The 16,452-nt window shown below is 62.6% G+C and carries 13 protein-coding genes; 5 read left to right on the forward strand and 8 right to left on the reverse strand.

All coding sequences use genetic code 11. The features are described from left to right. Nucleotides 1-21: 21 nt before the first annotated feature. From rsxD to rsxA, 4 genes are read right to left on the reverse strand one after another with little or no spacing between them, the layout of a single operon-like run. Nucleotides 22-1,074 carry an electron transport complex subunit RsxD gene (rsxD, locus tag PG897_RS19240; RefSeq protein WP_005302270.1) on the reverse strand — a complete coding sequence of 351 codons (1,053 nt, stop codon included), beginning with the start codon at nucleotides 1,072-1,074 and terminating at the stop codon, nucleotides 22-24. A 3-nt stretch (nucleotides 1,075-1,077) separates the two neighbouring features. Then, nucleotides 1,078-3,756: an electron transport complex subunit RsxC gene (gene rsxC / locus PG897_RS19245; RefSeq protein ID WP_201884965.1), complete on the reverse strand. Its 2,679-nt coding sequence runs from the start codon at nucleotides 3,754-3,756 to the stop codon at nucleotides 1,078-1,080. Nucleotides 3,757-3,758: 2 nt separating this feature from the next. Beyond that, nucleotides 3,759-4,322: an electron transport complex subunit RsxB gene (gene rsxB, locus PG897_RS19250; protein WP_005302265.1), complete on the reverse strand. Its 564-nt coding sequence runs from the start codon at nucleotides 4,320-4,322 to the stop codon at nucleotides 3,759-3,761. A gap of 4 nt (nucleotides 4,323-4,326) precedes the next feature. Further along, nucleotides 4,327-4,908, reverse strand: a complete 582-nt coding sequence (gene rsxA, locus PG897_RS19255) for an electron transport complex subunit RsxA (RefSeq protein WP_005302262.1) — start codon at nucleotides 4,906-4,908, stop codon at nucleotides 4,327-4,329. A 112-nt stretch (nucleotides 4,909-5,020) separates the two neighbouring features. Between rsxA and PG897_RS19260 the strand changes: the two genes are divergently transcribed. Next, nucleotides 5,021-5,917: a DMT family transporter gene (locus tag PG897_RS19260; RefSeq protein WP_270829262.1), complete on the forward strand. Its 897-nt coding sequence runs from the start codon at nucleotides 5,021-5,023 to the stop codon at nucleotides 5,915-5,917. 95 nt (nucleotides 5,918-6,012) lie between these two features. Here PG897_RS19260 and PG897_RS19265 read toward each other — a convergent pair whose 3' ends face one another. After that, complete coding sequence (locus tag PG897_RS19265) at nucleotides 6,013-7,311, reverse strand: methyl-accepting chemotaxis protein (protein ID WP_005302254.1); 1,299 nt, start codon at nucleotides 7,309-7,311, stop codon at nucleotides 6,013-6,015. Between the two features lie 326 nt (nucleotides 7,312-7,637). On the opposite strand from PG897_RS19265, the gene fabV reads away from it, so the two are divergent. From fabV to PG897_RS19280, 3 genes are all read left to right on the forward strand, one after another. Beyond that, nucleotides 7,638-8,831: an enoyl-ACP reductase FabV gene (gene fabV, locus PG897_RS19270; RefSeq protein WP_043169820.1), complete on the forward strand. Its 1,194-nt coding sequence runs from the start codon at nucleotides 7,638-7,640 to the stop codon at nucleotides 8,829-8,831. A gap of 163 nt (nucleotides 8,832-8,994) precedes the next feature. After that, nucleotides 8,995-10,470 (forward strand): YfcC family protein, encoded by a 1,476-nt coding sequence (locus PG897_RS19275; RefSeq protein ID WP_043169818.1) that lies wholly within the window; start codon nucleotides 8,995-8,997, stop codon nucleotides 10,468-10,470. 432 nt (nucleotides 10,471-10,902) lie between these two features. Continuing rightward, a complete protein-coding gene (locus PG897_RS19280; RefSeq protein ID WP_201881315.1) occupies nucleotides 10,903-12,534 on the forward strand; it encodes a mechanosensitive ion channel family protein in 1,632 nt (543 codons plus the stop codon). 129 nt (nucleotides 12,535-12,663) lie between these two features. Here the strand turns inward: PG897_RS19280 and PG897_RS19285 are convergent, their stop codons facing one another. Continuing rightward, the gene (locus PG897_RS19285; RefSeq protein ID WP_201884966.1) at nucleotides 12,664-13,878 is read right to left on the reverse strand and encodes a pyridoxal phosphate-dependent aminotransferase; all 1,215 of its coding nucleotides are present in this window, start codon (nucleotides 13,876-13,878) and stop codon (nucleotides 12,664-12,666) included. Nucleotides 13,879-14,258: 380 nt separating this feature from the next. On the opposite strand from PG897_RS19285, the gene PG897_RS19290 reads away from it, so the two are divergent. Next, nucleotides 14,259-14,471 carry a DUF1653 domain-containing protein gene (locus tag PG897_RS19290; RefSeq protein WP_010633639.1) on the forward strand — a complete coding sequence of 71 codons (213 nt, stop codon included), beginning with the start codon at nucleotides 14,259-14,261 and terminating at the stop codon, nucleotides 14,469-14,471. A gap of 57 nt (nucleotides 14,472-14,528) precedes the next feature. Here the strand turns inward: PG897_RS19290 and PG897_RS19295 are convergent, their stop codons facing one another. Together PG897_RS19295 and dacB are read right to left on the reverse strand one after the other, a co-directional pair. After that, the gene (locus PG897_RS19295) at nucleotides 14,529-14,792 is read right to left on the reverse strand and encodes a GrxA family glutaredoxin (RefSeq protein ID WP_010633640.1); all 264 of its coding nucleotides are present in this window, start codon (nucleotides 14,790-14,792) and stop codon (nucleotides 14,529-14,531) included. Between the two features lie 142 nt (nucleotides 14,793-14,934). Next, on the reverse strand, nucleotides 14,935-16,371 hold the full coding sequence (gene dacB / locus PG897_RS19300) for a D-alanyl-D-alanine carboxypeptidase/D-alanyl-D-alanine endopeptidase (RefSeq protein WP_043169815.1): 1,437 nt from the start codon (nucleotides 16,369-16,371) through the stop codon (nucleotides 14,935-14,937). Nucleotides 16,372-16,452: the final 81 nt, after the last annotated feature.

Here is a 16,452-nt window from a genome sequence, read left to right on the forward strand (position 1 = left end):
TGCAGGCGTTGGCTGTCGAGATCATTTGCGGCGGGCTCCATAGACTTTGGGGCGTGTCAGGCTGTCGATCAGCGGCACGCACAGGTTGGCCAGCAGCACGGCGAAGGCGAAGGCGTCCGGGTAGCCGCCAAAGCGGCGGATGAGGTAGACCAGCACCCCGATGAGCACGCCATAGACCAGGCGGCCGCGCGGTGTGGTGCTGGCACTCACCGGATCCGTGGCGATGAAGAAGGCCCCCAGCATGGTGGCGCCGCTGAACAGGTGGAACATGGGGGTGGCGGTGGCATCCGGCGTCACCAGATAACCCAGGGTGGCAGCCAGCAGCAGGGCGCCGAGGATGGCCCCCGGGATGCGCCAGTTGATCACCTTCTGTTGCAGCAGGAACAGACCGCCCAGCAGGTAGCCGAGGTTGACCCAGCTCCAGCCGATGCCGCCCCAGCCCTCGAACACCTTGTGGGTCATCACTTCGCCGGCGGTGAGGCCCTGGGTCAGCCCGGTTTTCAGGGTATCCAGCGGTGTGGCCATGGTCAGTCCGTCCACTCCCTGCTTGAGCTGGGCCATGCTGTAGCCATCCAGGCTGAAGCCGGTGAAGATCACCGAGGCCGCATCGCCAAAGCCGATGTCGTAGGCGGCGATGCTCGACGGCGGCAGCCAGCTGGTCATCTGTACCGGGAAGGAGACCAGCAGCAGCACATAGGCCACCATGGCAGGGTTGAACAGGTTCTGGCCCAGTCCGCCGTAGAGGTGCTTGGCGATGATGATGGCAAACGCCGTGCCCAGCACCAGCATCCACCAGGGCAGCAGCGGCGGCAGGGAGAGACCGATCAGCACGGCGGTGAGCGCCGCACTGCCATCCAGCAGGGCTGGCTTGACGGGGCGTTGGCGCAGGCGCAGCACCAGGGCTTCGGAGGCCAGCGCCGTGACCAGGGCCAGCAGGATCTGGATCAGGGTGCCCCAGCCAAAGAACCAGCTCTGCGCCAGAAAACCGGGCAGACAGGCCAGCATCACCAGCAACATCAGGGTTTGGGTCTGTCTGCGGTTATGGGCAAACGGCGCACTCGCGATATTGAACATGGATCAGTGGCTCTTGTCGGTCGATGGAGAAGGGGAGGCCTGGGCTGCCGCCTCGGCCGCCAGTTTCCGGGCCTTGGCACGGGCCACGGCGGCAGCGATGGCCGCCTTCTTGGGATCTGCCTCGGCAGCATCAGGCTGCGGGGCGGTAGCAGGGGCCGCCGCAACAGCCGCTTCACCCTCGCTCACGGCTGTGTCGCCTTGCGCTTGAGCCGCAGCCTTCTTGGCCTTGGCGCGGGCGATGGCGGCGGCAATGGCCGCCTTCTTGGGATCCGCCTCGGCGGCATCAGGCTGCGGGACGGTAGCAGGGGCTGCTGCAACAGCCTCTTCACCCTCGCTTATGGCGGTGTCACCTTGCGCTTGAGCCGCAGCCTTCTTGGCCTTGGCACGGGCGATGGCGGCGGCAATGGCTGCCTTTTTGGGATCCGCGTCGGCAGCATCAGGCTGCGGGGCGGTAGCAGAGGCGGCTGCAACGGCCTCTTCACCCTCGCTCACGACTGCGTCGCCTTGCGCCTGAGCCGCGGCCTTCTTGGCTTTGGCGCGGGCGACGGCGGCAGCGATGGCCGCCTTCTTGGGATCTGCGTCGGCAGTGTCAGGCTGCTGGACGGCAGCAACAGCTTCTTCACCCTCGGTTACTGCTTTGTCGCCTTGCGCCTGAGCAGCGGCCTTCTTGGCCTTGGCACGGGCGATGGCGGCAGCAATGGCCGCCTTCTTGGGATCGTCCCCCGCGCCGGTCGGCTCGGCTGTTGCCGCACGGCTGTCAGCGCCAGGCTCGGTGGTATCTGCCTCGCTGCCAGCTTGCGCTTTCTTCGCTTTGGCGCGGGCAATGGCTGCCGCGATGGCGGCCTTCTTGGGATCGCTCTGGGCAGCAGCACTGGTTGACGCTGTGGCATCCTCCGGGGTGGCCTGTGCCGCTTCGGTGTCACCGCTCTGGGCTGCCTTCTTGGCCTTGGCCCGCGCCAGTGCGGCGGCGATGGCCGCTTTTTTCGGATCCGCCTCTGTGGCTGCAGCCTCGCTTGGCATAGCTGCCGTCGTATCGAGCGCCTTGGCGGCGCGGCGGGCTTCCGCCTCCCGCTTGCGGGCCTCACGGGCGGCGATCACCGCGCTGTTGTCGGGCACACCTTCGGCAGTGGCGGCAACGGCCGTGACGGGAGCCTCCTGCTTGGCCTTGAGACGGGCCAGGGCCGCAGCCACCGGATCCTCTCCGCCGGCCGCTGTCATGGCCTGGCGGCGCTGGGCAGCTGCCTCGGCATGGCGGGCTTCGCGGGCGGCTTTCTCCCGCTCGAAGCGGGCCTGCTTGGCCTCGAAGCGCTGCTTGGCGCGCTCGGCCTTCTCGGCCTCGGCGCGAGCTTCGCGGATGTCATCCTTGGCAATCTTGTAGTACTGCACCAGCGGGATCTCGCTCGGGCAGACCCAGGCGCAGGCGCCGCATTCGATGCAGTCGAACAGGTTGAGCCCTTCGGCCTTGTCGTACTCCTTGGCCCGGCTGTACCAGTAGAGCTCCTGCGGTAGCAGGTTGGCCGGACAAGCGTCGGCACAGGCGCTGCAGCGAATGCAGGCCTGCTCCGGACCGGGGGGCGGCAGCTCGGCCCGGGTGGGGGAGAGCAGACAGTTGGTGGCCTTGACCACGGGGACCATGGCGTGGGGCAGGGTGAAGCCCATCATGGGCCCCCCCATGATGACCCGCTGATCCGCCTCGGGCTGCAGCTCGAAGCGCTGCAGCAGCCAGCGTACCGGCGTGCCCAGCAGCACCCAGGCGTTGCCCGGCTTCTTGAAGGCGTCGCCGGTGAGGGTGACGATGCGGGAGATGAGCGGTTCGCCGTCGATGATGGCGCGCTTGATGGCAAACACGGTGGCCACGTTGAGCACCATGATGCCCATGTCTACCGCACGGCCGCCTTTGGGTACCTGACGACCGGTGAGCAGCTCTATGGTCTGCTTGGCGCCGCCCGAGGGGTACTTGGTGGGGACCGTCTTGACCAGTACGTCTTCGTCAGTGGCGTGACGGGTCAGCTCGCCGATGGCGGCCGGCTTGTTGTCTTCCACCCCGATCAGGGTCAGCTTGGGTTTGAGCAGGTGCTTGAGCACCCGGATGCCGTCCATTATCTCGTCGGCATACTCCTGCATCAGCCGGTCATCGGTGGTGATGTAGGGCTCGCACTCCAGCCCGTTGACGATGAGAATCTCGGTGAGCTGGCCACGGCCGTCGAGTTTGCTGTGAGTCGGGAACACGGCGCCGCCGAGGCCGGCGATACCGGCCTGCTGAATGCGCTCGAGCAGTTTACCCCGCTCCAGATTCCAGTAGTCGGCTTGGCCCTTGCGCTCGCCCCAGGCATCTTCGCCATCCGGGGTGAGGGTGATGCAGAGATCGTCGAGACCGGAGGGGTGGGCCACCGTATGGTGCCCGATGGCGGTGATGGTGCCGGAGGTGGAGGCGTGCACCGGCACGATCCGCCCCTTCTCATGACGGGTGAGTGGCTGACCCTTCTTGACCCGGTCGCCGACCCGCACCAGCAGATCGCCGGCCGGGCCCGCGTGCTGGCGTACCGGAATGATGAGCTGGGGCGGCAGGCCCGCGTCCACCACGGGGGTGAGGCTGGACTGCTCCTTGTTCTCGGGAGGATGAATGCCGCCGTGAAAATCCCACAGGGTGCCGGCTTTGATGCGTTCGAGTAAGGACTGCATGGTTACTCCACTATCTTGACCGGAATGGTGACGTTGTTGAGATCCCACTTCCAGTTGTCGACCGTGGTGGGCACCGGGATCATCTCGATGCAGTCGGTCGGGCAGGGATCGACGCAGAGATCGCAGCCGGTGCACTCGTCCTTGATCACGGTGTGCATCGCCTTGGTGGCACCGACGATGGCATCGACCGGGCAGGCCTGGATGCACTTGGTGCAGCCGATGCACTGATCTTCATGGATGAAGGCGACTTTCTTGACCGGTACGGCGGCTTCTGCGCCGCCCAGCGGCTGGGGTTCGACCCCCATCAGATCGGCAATCTTGCGCATGGTGGCATCGCCACCGGGTACACACTTGTTGATCTGATCGCCGTTGGCCAGTGCCTCGGCGTAGGGTTTGCAGCCAGGGTAGCCGCACTGGCCGCACTGGGTTTGCGGCAGCAGGGCGTCGAGCTGATCGACGATGGGATCGGCTTCCACATGAAACTTGACGGCGGCAAAGCCCAGAATGATGCCGAAAGCCAGGGCCAGCAGAGCCAACACCAGAACGGCAAAAAGAATGTGAATCATAGCGCTATATCTTGATGAGGCCGGTAAAGCCCATAAAGGCCAGCGACATCAGGCCGGCAGTGATCATGGCGATGGAGACGCCGCGAAACGGGGTGGGAACATCGGCGGCCACCAGGCGCTCACGCATGGCGGCAAACAGGATCAGTACCAGCGAGAAGCCGGTGGCGGCACCAAAGCCGTAGATGATGCTCTGGATGAAGTTGTGGTGCTCGTTGATGCTGAGCAGCGCCACCCCCAGCACGGCACAGTTGGTGGTGATGAGCGGCAGGAAGATGCCAAGCAGACGGTAGAGGGTAGGGCTGCTCTTGCGGATAACCATCTCGGTAAACTGAACCACGACGGCGATCACAAGAATGAAGGCGAGCGTGCGCAGGTAGGCGATGTTCAGCGGGATCAGGATATAGTGTTCCATCAGATAGGAACAGGCGCTGGCCAGGGTCATCACGAAGGTGGTCGCCAACCCCATGCCGATGGCGGTTTCCAGCTTGCCGGAGACGCCCATGAAGGGGCACAGGCCAAGGAACTTCACCAGCACGAAGTTGTTGATCAGCACGGTGCCGACCAGTAAAAGCAGGTACTCAGTCATTGCAGGTTGGTTATCCGGTTTGAAGGCGGCGGTATTATCTGATTTTAGGTGCCTTTTAACAACCGCAAGGCCGCATGGTTATTATTCAAATAGCCAATTTCATGGAGGAAACGTGCGCCCTTTACCCATTTTTACCCTGACTCTGGCGATGCTGCTCTGGTCCAGCTCCTTCATCGCGCTCAAGCATGTGCTGGCGGTCTGGGGCTTCGGTCAGGTGCTCTTCATGCGCATGAGCGTGGCGGCCCTTTGCTGGCTGTGTTGCTACCGCTATCTCGGCAATTTCCGCTACCAGAAAGGGGATTGGCGCTGGCTGGCCTTGATGGGGGCACTGGAGCCCTGCCTCTATTTTCTGCTGGAGGTCAACGCCCTGCGCTACACCAGCGCCGGCCAGGCGGGCATGGTCTGCGCCCTGCTGCCGCTGGTGGTGGCCCTGGTCGCCTTTTTGCTGATCGGGGAGCGGGTGAGCCGCCGCCAGCTGCTCGGCTTTGCCGTGGCCATCTTCGGCATCGCCCTGCTCGGTTTTGGCAGCGGAGCCGATGAGTTTGCCCCCAACGCCCTGCTTGGCAACAGCCTGGAGATGGCGGCCATGTTCTGCGCCGCCACCTACTCGGTGGTGTTCAAGAAGCTCTGCAGCCGCTACAGCGTGCTGACCCTGACCGCCCTGCAGGCCTTTGTCGGCACCCTCTTTTTTGCCCCCTTCGCCCTCAGCGAGCCCTGGCCTGCAGGCTGGGCCTGGCAGGATATGGCGGTCATCGTCTTTCTCGGTGCCTGCGTGACGCTCGGGGCCTACCTGCTCTACAACTGGTCGGTGACCCAGGTGAAGGTGACGCTGGCGGCAGCCTACGTCAATCTCATCCCGGTGTTTACCCTGCTGCTGGCCTACCTGCTGTTGGGGGAGACCCTCAATGCCCTGCAATGGGTGGCCTGCGGCGCCGTGCTGCTGGGCATCGCGCTGGGGCAACTGCCGGCCAGGTGCAAGGGGGCGCAGGCCGTCACCGCCGAGGGGTAACGGGCGGAGCACCCCATCGAATGCAGGCGGGTAACACAGGAGACAAAGCAAACAGGCGACGCACCGGCGTCGCCTGTCTGTTGTGGGCGAAATGGCTAGATTGAGAGCCCTTTGACCGTCTCCGAGACGGAGTTGGCGTCCTCGATGATCTCCTGAATGACGCCGGCGATGATGTCGGCCTGGGCCTGACCTGCCATCGCCTTGTCCGATACCACAGAGACGGTCTGGGTGATCCTGGAGGTGATGTCAGAGTTAAGCCGGATGACGGAGACAATCTCGCCGGTGGAGGTGGAGGTTCTGGCCGCCAGCTGGCGCACTTCATCGGCCACCACCGCAAATCCGCGCCCCTGCTCGCCGGCGCGGGCCGCCTCGATGGCGGCGTTGAGCGCCAGCAGGTTGGTCTGATCCGCGATGCTGCTGATGGTGGAGATGATGGACTCTATGCTTCTCGACTGCTGGTTGAGGTTCTCTATCTGCCGGGTGACCTCGCTGACCGAACTGTTGATGTGGGCCGAGGTTTCCAGCACCTTGTCGATCACCTCCCGTCCTTTGGCGGCGCTCGAAACGGTCTCACCGGCGATGGCGCAGGCTTTCTGGGCCGCCTCGCGCACCGAGATGGATTTCTCCACCCGCTCGCTGATGTCGCTCGCCAGCTTGATGATCTTCACCACCTTGCGCTCGTGGTTGAAGATGGGGTTGTAGGTGGCCTCCAGCCAGATCTTCTCGCCGTGGCGGCCGCGGCGCATGAAGAGCCCGGACTGGATGGCGCCGGATCCGAGATCCCGCCAGAAGTTGGGATTCTGCTGATAAAACTCCTCGTCACAGAACATGCGGTGGGGCTGACCCACCACCTCGTCCAGCCGGTAGCCAAAACAGTGCAGGAAGTTCTGGTTGGCGGTGATGACGGTGCCATCGGGCTGGAAGTCGATGACGGCCAGTGACTTGTCCAGTGCCGTCAGCAGCGCCTGGGTGCGCTCCAGGGTGGATTGTTGCTCGCTGACGTTGGAGGCGACCTTGGCCACCTTGCTCACCTTGCCATCGAGGAGGATCGGGAAGTAACTGGCTTCGAGCCAGACCGCCTTGCCCGATTTGGCCTGACGAATGAAGCGGCCGCTGCGCGACTCTCCCCGCCGCAGCTCCTGCCATAGCTGCTCGTATTCCCGGGTGTTGACATCGTCGGGGAAGCAGAGGGAGCTGTGGTGCTTGCCGATCACCTCCTCCCGGCCGTAGCCCACGATGGCGAGAAAGCGATCGTTGACGAAGGTGATGACCCCCTCCGGGGTGAATTCGATATAGGGCAGCCGTGACTGGATGGCTTGCTCAAAGGCGCCGAGTGCTGCGATCTTTGCCGCTTGTTCACTCTTGTCGTGATTTCCCGTGCGATTCCAAAACATGGCGGAGCTCCTTGTTAAGACCCCTGTGAGGCTCTTCATGACAATAACCGACCGTCTGAATACTAGTACAGGTTCTTTGGCCATCGCCTTGGCCATTGGGGGGAACTGCTTGTTTTGTCGTTATTTATTGTTCCATGCGGGTGAGCGGCAACAGGGGGGAACGGGGCAAGTCCGCCTGAGGGCGTGACGGTAGGAGGGGCGGCGGCGGTTTTTGTCCCTCCATTTGCTCATTTTCCCTGCGATTCAACACATCAGAGCACCTTATCGCGGCAAGATGAGGTATCTTATGCCCCGATTTCATCCATCAAACGGATAAGAGACAACACATGATCATCAAACCCAAGGTTCGCGGCTTTATCTGCACCACCACTCACCCGGTCGGTTGCGAAGCCAATGTTCGTCGTCAGATTGCCTATACCCAGGCCAAGGGCACCATCGAGAATGGTCCCAAGAAGGTGCTGGTGATCGGTGCCTCCACAGGTTATGGCCTGGCGTCTCGCATTGCCGCCGCCTTCGGCTCCGGCGCCGCCACCCTCGGCGTCTTCTTTGAAAAAGCGGGCAGCGAAACCAAGACCGGTACCGCCGGCTGGTACAACTCCGCCGCCTTCGACAAGGCCGCCAAAGAGGCAGGTCTGTACGCGAAAAGTGTCAACGGCGATGCCTTCTCCAACGAATGCCGCGCCAAGGTGATCGAGCTCATCAAGCAGGATCTGGGTCAGATTGATCTGGTGGTCTACTCCCTGGCCTCTCCGGTGCGCAAGATGCCGGAAACCGGTGAAGTGGTGCGCTCCGCCCTCAAACCCATCGGCGAGGTCTACACCACCACCGCCATCGACACCAACAAGGATCAGATCATCACCGCCACCGTCGAGCCGGCGAACGAGGAAGAGATCCAGAACACCATCACCGTCATGGGCGGTCAGGACTGGGAGCTGTGGATGACCGCCCTGCGCGATGCGGGCGTGCTGGCCGACGGCGCCAAGTCCGTGGCCTACTCCTACATCGGTACCGACTTGACCTGGCCAATCTACTGGCATGGCACCCTGGGCCGCGCCAAGGAAGATCTGGACCGCGCCGCCGCCGCCATCCGTGGCGATCTGGCTGCCAAGGGCGGCACCGCCCACGTGGCCGTGCTCAAATCCGTGGTGACCCAGGCATCAAGCGCCATTCCGGTGATGCCGCTCTACATCTCCATGGCCTTCAAGATCATGAAGGAGAAGGGCATTCACGAGGGCTGCATGGAGCAGGTGGATCGCATGATGCGCACCCGTCTGTACGGCGCCGATCTGACGCTGGACGAGCAGGCCCGCATCCGCATGGATGACTGGGAGCTGCGCGAAGACGTACAGCAGACCTGCCGCGACCTGTGGCCGTCCATCACCAGCGAGAACCTCTCGGATCTGACCGACTACACCGGCTACAAGCAGGAGTTCCTGCGCCTGTTCGGTTTCGGGCTGGACGAGGTGGATTACGACGCGGACGTGAATCCGGACGTGCAGTTCGACGTGGTCGAACTCTGAGTCTGACCCAAGTGAAAATGGGGCCCCGCGGGGCCCTGTTTTTTTGGCAAAAATACCGCCAGGTTGCGAAATTTTATTATCCGCGATCACCTTTTTCCCATATCAAACCCGCTAGTCTGGCGGTGATCGGATCACATGACGGCATTGCCGAGGTACGGAAGCTATGACCACTCCAAATGATGCGCCCAAGAAGCGCCAACTCCCCACGGTTTACACCCTGCTTTTCATCATCATCGCCCTGATGGCGGCCCTCACCTGGGTGCTGCCGGCGGGCAAATACAACTATGTGACCGCCAAGAGCCAGCAGCCGGTGGCGGCGGCGGCCGTGGCCGATTACAGCGGCGATGAGCGGCTGTTGCCAGTGCCAGGCAGCTACACCGAGCTCCCCTCCCAGCCACAGGGGCTATTCGATGTGCTCAAGGCACCCATTCAGGGCTTTCACAAGGCGGCGGACGTGGCGCTGTTCGTGCTCATCATCGGCGGCTTTCTGGCGGTGACCATGCAGAGCGGGGCGCTGGATGCCGGGGTGGGGGCCATCGTCCGTGCCTTTGCCGGGCGCGAGCGGCTGCTCATTCCGGTGCTCATCGCCCTGTTTGCCCTCGGCGGCTCCACCTTCGGCATGGCGGAGGAGACGGTGGCCTTCTGGGCGCTGATCGTGCCGGTGATGATGGCGGCGGGCTTCGATCGCATGGTGGCGGCGGGGATCATCCTGCTCGGCTCCGGGGTCGGGGTGCTCGCCTCCACCGTCAACCCATTTGCCACCGGCATCGCCTCCGGTTTTGCCGGTATCCCCATCGGTGAGGGGATTGGGTTGCGGGTCATCCAGTGGCTGCTGCTGGTGATCTTCGCCTCCTGGTTCGTGATGCGCTACGCCAGGCAGGTGCAGCAGGACAAGTCCCGCTCCGTGCTGGCCGACATCGCCTATGACGACGAGTTCTCCCAGATGAAGAGCGGCAACCTCGCCTTCAGCGGCAAGCAGAAGCTCACCATGCTGGTCTTCTTCGGCACCTTCTTGCTGATGATCTATGCGGTGGTGCCCTGGTCCGATCTGGGTATCGACCTGCTGCCCACCCTGGGCTGGTGGTTCGACGAGCTCTCCACCCTCTTCTTCAGCGCCTCCATCCTGATCGCCTTCATAAACCGGATGCCGGAGTCCAACTATGTGGCGACCTTCCTGAACGGGGCGCGGGATCTCATCGGGGTGGCCCTAGTGGTGGCGGTGGCACGCGGCATCTATGTGGTGATGGAGCACGGCGTCATCATCGACACCATCTTGCACTGGGCCGAGGGGCTGGTGAGCGGGCTGTCATCATCGGTGTTCATCCTGATGGCCTATCTGGTACACATCATTCTAAGCTTCTTCATCCCCTCCACCTCGGGGCTGGCGACTGTCTCCATGCCGCTGATGGGGCCGCTGGCTGACTTCTCCGGTATCTCGCGGGATCTGGTGATCACCGCCTATCAGTCCGCCTCCGGCTGGATCAACCTGTTCGCCCCCACCGCCGCCCACCTGGTGGCGGGGCTGGCGCTCGCCAGGATCCCCTACGATCGCTTCGTGCGCTGGGTACTGCCCTTCATCATAGGAGTGGCCCTCATCACCATGGTGGTGCTGGTGGCCGGGGCCCTGCTGCAAGGGTGATAAGCAGACCACCGTCTCGATGAAACAGGGCCGCTCAGCCAGGGTTGAGCGGCCCTGTTGTTTACTCATGTCGCGCAGAGCAGAGAGAGAGGCAGCCGCTGGCTCGCCACCTTGACGCGTGGTGGTTCAGGAGGAGGACGCCATGGCATTCATTTTTATGCGTGTCTCTGGCAGCATATCAATATGAGTCCTGACTGAGGCGCCAGACCGGCGAAGTGAGCACAGTGGCAGAATGCGATGTCGCCCCTTTCGCCGCTTCGACTGCAGTGCTATTACTGCTGGTGATCTTTGTTATGACTCGATTTTTTGCAAGCGAGGGCGATGAGCCCTATGTGTCATGGATGACGCCAGGAGAGGGATAGGGGGACGTTGCCCCGTCCGTTGCCGAACGTGGTCATCATGATGAAACCTGACGGTCACGAGGGAGAGGTTATGGGGCACAGAGGGATCATCAGGCTGGCAGGGATGCTGCTGGCCCTGCTCATGGTCGATAGCGGGTGGGCGGCGGAGCCGAGACTGGAGCCGACCGAGCAGGAGCAGGCCCAGACCCTGACCCTGTTTCACGAACCCATAGTGATGCTGCAGGCGAAATTCGGTCGCCTGGACGGGGCGGCCCGGGTACGGATCGTCAAGGAGCGGGTAAGACAGCTGCAGCCCGAGGATCTGACCCATCCGGTGACCGTGGTCAGCTCGACCCGCCTCGGTCAGGAGGCCAGGGAGTTCAGGCTCAATGACAAGCACCTGCTGGTGTTGCTGGAAAAAGATCTGGAGTGGCTCGATGAGCTGACCCTGGATCAGGCCGCAGAGCGGGTGCGGCTGCGGCTGGAAAATGTGCGGGTCAAAGTGCTGGAGCTGCACTCCAACACCTACCTGCTCAAGGCGGCGGGCAAGACGCTGCTGGTGACCCTGCTGTTTCTGATGGTGGTGCAGCTGCTGCGGCGGGGGCATCAGCGGGCACGTCGCTGGTTCGCCAACAACCTGCTGCAACAGAAGGGGCTGATCCCCCATCAATGGCGCCAGGTGCTCGGCAACCTGGAGATCCGCGTCATCGGCGTGTTCACCTGGCTGGTGATCCTGCTGCTCACCTATGGCTGGCTCACCTATGTGCTGGGGCTGTTCCCGCATACCCGGATCTGGAGCGATCAGCTGGGCTCCTCCCTGCTGGAGCTGTGCAGCAACATTCTGGGCGGGATCATCGCCGCCATGCCGGGGCTGGCGACCGTGCTGGTCATCTTTGTGCTGACCAAGCTGTTCATCCGCATGCTGGCGGTCATCTTCGCGCGCATCGAGCGCGGCCATTTCCGGGTGCAGGGGCTGCACTCCGAGACGATAGGGGCGACCCGCCGTCTGCTCTCGGTGGTGATCTGGCTGTTTGCCCTGACCGTCGCCTATCCCTATCTGCCGGGGGCCGATTCGGACGCCTTCAAGGGGGTGAGCGTCTTCTTCGGTCTGATGGTGACCCTGGGCTCGGCCGGGATCATGAACCATGCCATGAGCGGCCTGGTGCTGATCTACTCGCGGGCCCTGCGACCGGGGGATCTGGTGCAGATAGGGGAGGTGGAGGGGGTCGTCACCGAGCTGAGCGCCCTCTCGACCAAGCTGGTGACGCGCCACGATCACGAGGTGACCCTGCCCAACGCCGTGGTGGTGGGGGGCAAGGTGACCAACCTGAGTCGACTGGCAAGCGACAAGGGGATTGCCCTGCTCACCAAGGTCACCATCGGCTATGACACTCCCTGGCGTCAGGTGCACGCCATGCTGGAGCTGGCGGCCAGGCGCTGCCAGCTGATCAATCAGGAGCAGGCCCCGTTGGTACGCCAGCTCAATCTGCAGGACTGGTACGTGGAGTACGAGCTGCAGGTACGGATGAAAGAGGGGCTGTTGCCCGGCCCGGTCAGAACCGAACTGCACGGCCATATCCAGGATGTGTTCAACGAGTTCGGGGTGCAGATCATGTCCCCCAATTTCGTGGCTCAGCCGGAGCAGGCCGTGCTGGTGCCTCGTGAGCAGTGGTATCAGGCTCCCGCCGTGCCGCCTGCCGAAGTGGCCACCGGGGAGAAATAGCCCACAACGCGGGCCTTGCGACGGGACTCTCTCGCCATAAAAAATCCGAAGCGGTGCAGACCGCTTCGGATTTTTTATGATCGGCCTGCTGCTGGCGAGCAGCAGGCCAGGTCAGACGCCGCGTTGCGGTTACTGCTTGTAACCCTTGAGGAAGCGGGCGAGGCGGCCGATGGCCTCTTCCAGCTCCTCTTCCCGGGGCAGGAACACCAGCCGGAAGTGATCCGGCGCCGGCCAGTTGAAGCCGGTGCCCTGCACCAGCAAGAGCTTCTCCTGCTGCAGCAGGTCGAACACCATCTTCTGGTCGTCGCGAATGTCATACACCTTGGGATCGAGGCGCGGGAATATGTAGAGCGCCCCCTTGGGCTTGACGCAGGAGACCCCGGGGATCTCGTTCAAAAGCTCCCAGGCCTTGTCACGCTGGCGGCGCAGGCGCCCGCCCGGCAGGATCAGCTCGTTGATGCTCTGGTAGCCACCCAGGGCGGTCTGGATGGCGTGCTGCATCGGCACGTTGGCACACAGCCGCATGGAGGCCAGCATCTCCAGCCCCTCGATATAGCCTTTGGCACGGCCCTTGGGCCCGGTGATGACCATCCAGCCCTGGCGGAAGCCGCAGGCGCGGTAGGCCTTGGAGAGGCCGTTGAAGGTCACCACCATCACATCGTCGCACAGGGTGCAGACGCTGGTGTGGGAGATGTCGTCGTAGAGGATCTTGTCGTAAATTTCGTCGGCGAAGATGATGAGGTTGTGCTGGCGCGCGATCTCGATCACCTCCAGCAAAAACTCGCTGCCGTAGACGGCGCCGGTCGGGTTGTTGGGGTTGATCAGCACCAGGCCGCGGGTGCGCGGGGTGATGCGGGCGCGGATGTCGTCGAGATCCGGATACCAGTCGGCCCCTTCGTCGCAGCGGTAGTGCACCGCATGGCCGCCGGAGAGGGTCACTGCCGCGGTCCAGAGCGGGTAGTCAGGGGAGGGCACCAGCATCTCGTCGCCGTTGTTGAGCAGCGCCTGCATCGCCATCACGATGAGCTCGCTGGCGCCGTTGCCGATGTAGATGTCGTCGATGTCGACCTTGCGCATTCCCTTCTGCTGGTAGTACTGCATCACCGCCTTGCGGGCGGAGAAGAGCCCCTTGGAGTCGCAGTAGCCCTGGCTCTGGGGCATGTTGAGGATCACATCCTTGATGATCTCTTCCGGCGCTTCGAAGCCGAACGGAGCCGGGTTGCCGATGTTGAGCTTGATGATGCGGTGGCCTTCGTCTTCGAGACGGCGAGCTTCTTTATGCACCGGGCCGCGGATGTCATAGCAGACATCGTCGAGCTTGTGCGACTTGTCGATTGTGAACATGGTGACTGTGATTCCTTCCCCATGGGGACGCGTTGGCGAAAAAGGCGGTTTTTAGTATCAAATTTCTTTTCCCCTATTCTTCACAGAATTGAATGCTAGAACAATCCTCTTTTTAGTAGAATTCCCTGATTTTTAGCCCTGAAATAGGGTTGCTAAAACGTTAAATTCAGCACGATCGTTTGTGTTAACCAAGGTTATCCAGTGAAAGATGAGGGGCTCATTAACAAAGCTACCCGACTGTGTTGAAATATTCACGCTCGCTGGCACGATTGGCTTGCGTGAAAAATGCCGTTCTTTTTGCCCACGGCGGCCAAAAACAGGAGCTGACGCGTGCTGTCAGGCCTGCCCGGGCCCCGTACCTACACCATGGAGAAGTCATCATGCAAGCCCCCGCCGCCGGTCGTTATCGTCACTTCAAGGGTGGTTATTATCAGGTGCTGACCCTGGCCCTGCACACCGAGACCGGGGAGCAGCTGGTGGTCTATCAATCGGAGCAGGATGGCGCCGTCTATGCCCGTCCCGTGGTCATGTTCATGGAGTGGATCGAGCATCAGGGTCAGGTGGTGAGCCGCTTCAGCCCGGTGGCGGAGTGACGCCGGGGAACGACCATGAAAAAAGGCGCCTGATGGCGCCTTTTTTACAACGTGAACTTACTGGTAGAGACCCAGGTTCTCTTTGGCATAGGCTTCGAAATCGGTGCAGCCACCGATGTGCTGTTCGTCCAGGAAGATTTGCGGCACGGTATTGACCGGCTTGCCGGCGCTCTTGGCCAGATCTTCCTTGGTGATGCCCTCGGCGTGGATGTCCACGTAGCGGAATTTGAAATCGTCACGCTGTTCGACCAGTTGCTCGGCAATCTGCTTGGCACGGACACAATAGGGGCAACCGGGACGACCAAAAATCACTGCAAACATGTTCTCTCTCCATTCATTTGAGGCTGGGCACAGGATAGTCCCGCCTCGTGGCTAGTCAAAGTGGAAATTGTCGATACGGCCGTTCGCCATCTTCGATAAGGCGCACTGCGCCGGCCGTCATCGTCACTCACCTCGCAGTGGATCAACCCTCATCGGCGATCTGGATCGGCTGCTGTTGGTAGATGCTCTCCAGCACCCCTTTCTCGAACACGGTCCAGGGCCAGGGGGCCTTGCTGGCGCGGTAACGCTCGTGGGTGGCCGGATCCTGCGACAGGCCGCGCTGGAACATCACGAACGCCTTGCGCTGGCCACCGGCGGTGTCGATAAAGCCCACCAGGTTGGAGGTGCCGGTGATGGTGCCGGTCTTGGCGTGCACCTTGTTCTTCATCATGGGGGCGGTGACGCTGCGCCGCCAGGCCAGGGTGCCGTCCACCTGGGAGCTTGGCAGCAGCTTGATGAGACCGAGCTCCGCGTCATTTTTCTGGATGAAGTTCAGCACCGACAACATCTGGCGGGCGCTGATGAGGTTGTGGGCGGAGAGGCCCGAGCCGTCGGCCAGGGTGGCGTTGCCCAGATCGATGCCGTTCTTGGTCAGGATGGCGCGCACCGCCATGGTGCCGCTGCGATAGCTGCCCGGCTTGTTGTAGTAGTGGCGGCCGACGGTCTTGAGGAAGGTATCGGCGTAGAGGTTGTCCGATTTCTTCAACATCTTGGCCAGCATCACTGGCAGGGAGACCGAGTAATGGGTGCCCAGGGTCTCGGCATTGTCCGGCGACTTGTGGGTGACGCGCAGCAGACCGTCATGCTTGATGCCGGCCCGGTCCATGGCCCAGCGGATGTTGTCCCAGCCCCAGGCTTCCACGTCGTGGATGGCGAAACGCAGCCCCTGCGGATCCTTGTTCGGGGTGATGCAGCCCTTGAGCTCGTAGAAGTTGCCCTTGGCCATGTCCACTTCCAGCGCACAGAACTGGCGCGCCATGTCGCCATAGCTCATCACCTCCACGTTGTCGGCACCGACCCCGATGGGGACCCCGGTGGCCACGTTGCCCACCGCCGGCTTGCCGATCTGGGTGGCTGTGATGGTGGCGTAGGCGCAGTTCTTGTCGATGATGACCGAAGAGACGGGCGCGGCGAAGCAGAGGGTCTGATCCCCCCAGGACCAGCCGTTGCCGCGCTCGTAGCCGTTGTAGGCGCCGGTGTTGACGTAGACGTTGCCCTTGATCTGGTTGACCCCGAGCTGTTTGAACAGGGCCAGCAGGTCCATCCGTGACAGGGTGGGGTCGCCGACGAAGTTGATCCAGATATCGCCGTTGATGACGTTGCCCTGCTTGGCGCCAGGCTGGGCCTGGATGTCGGTGGCGAAGCGGAAGTCGGCGCCGAGCTCGAGACGGGCCGCCAGCGCGGTGAGCACCTTCATGGTGGAGGCGGGGGCGATCATCTGATCCGCGTGGCGGGCAAACTCGATGCCGTTGTTGCCCTGCACCACGATGGCGTACTGGCCCCCCTGGGGGGGCGTCAGCGGGGCGGCCTGGGCCGCCAGGGAAAAGAGAGCACAAAAACCAATCAACAGCCGCTGCATAACACTGATGAATCCCCTAATGATTTTGGTAAAAATCATTAAGTTAAGGTGGATACACATCTTGTCATATGATCAAATGGT

The sequence above is a fragment of the Aeromonas sp. QDB20 genome, assembly GCF_027707805.1.
GTDB classification, from domain to species: Bacteria; Pseudomonadota; Gammaproteobacteria; order Enterobacterales; family Aeromonadaceae; genus Aeromonas; species Aeromonas dhakensis.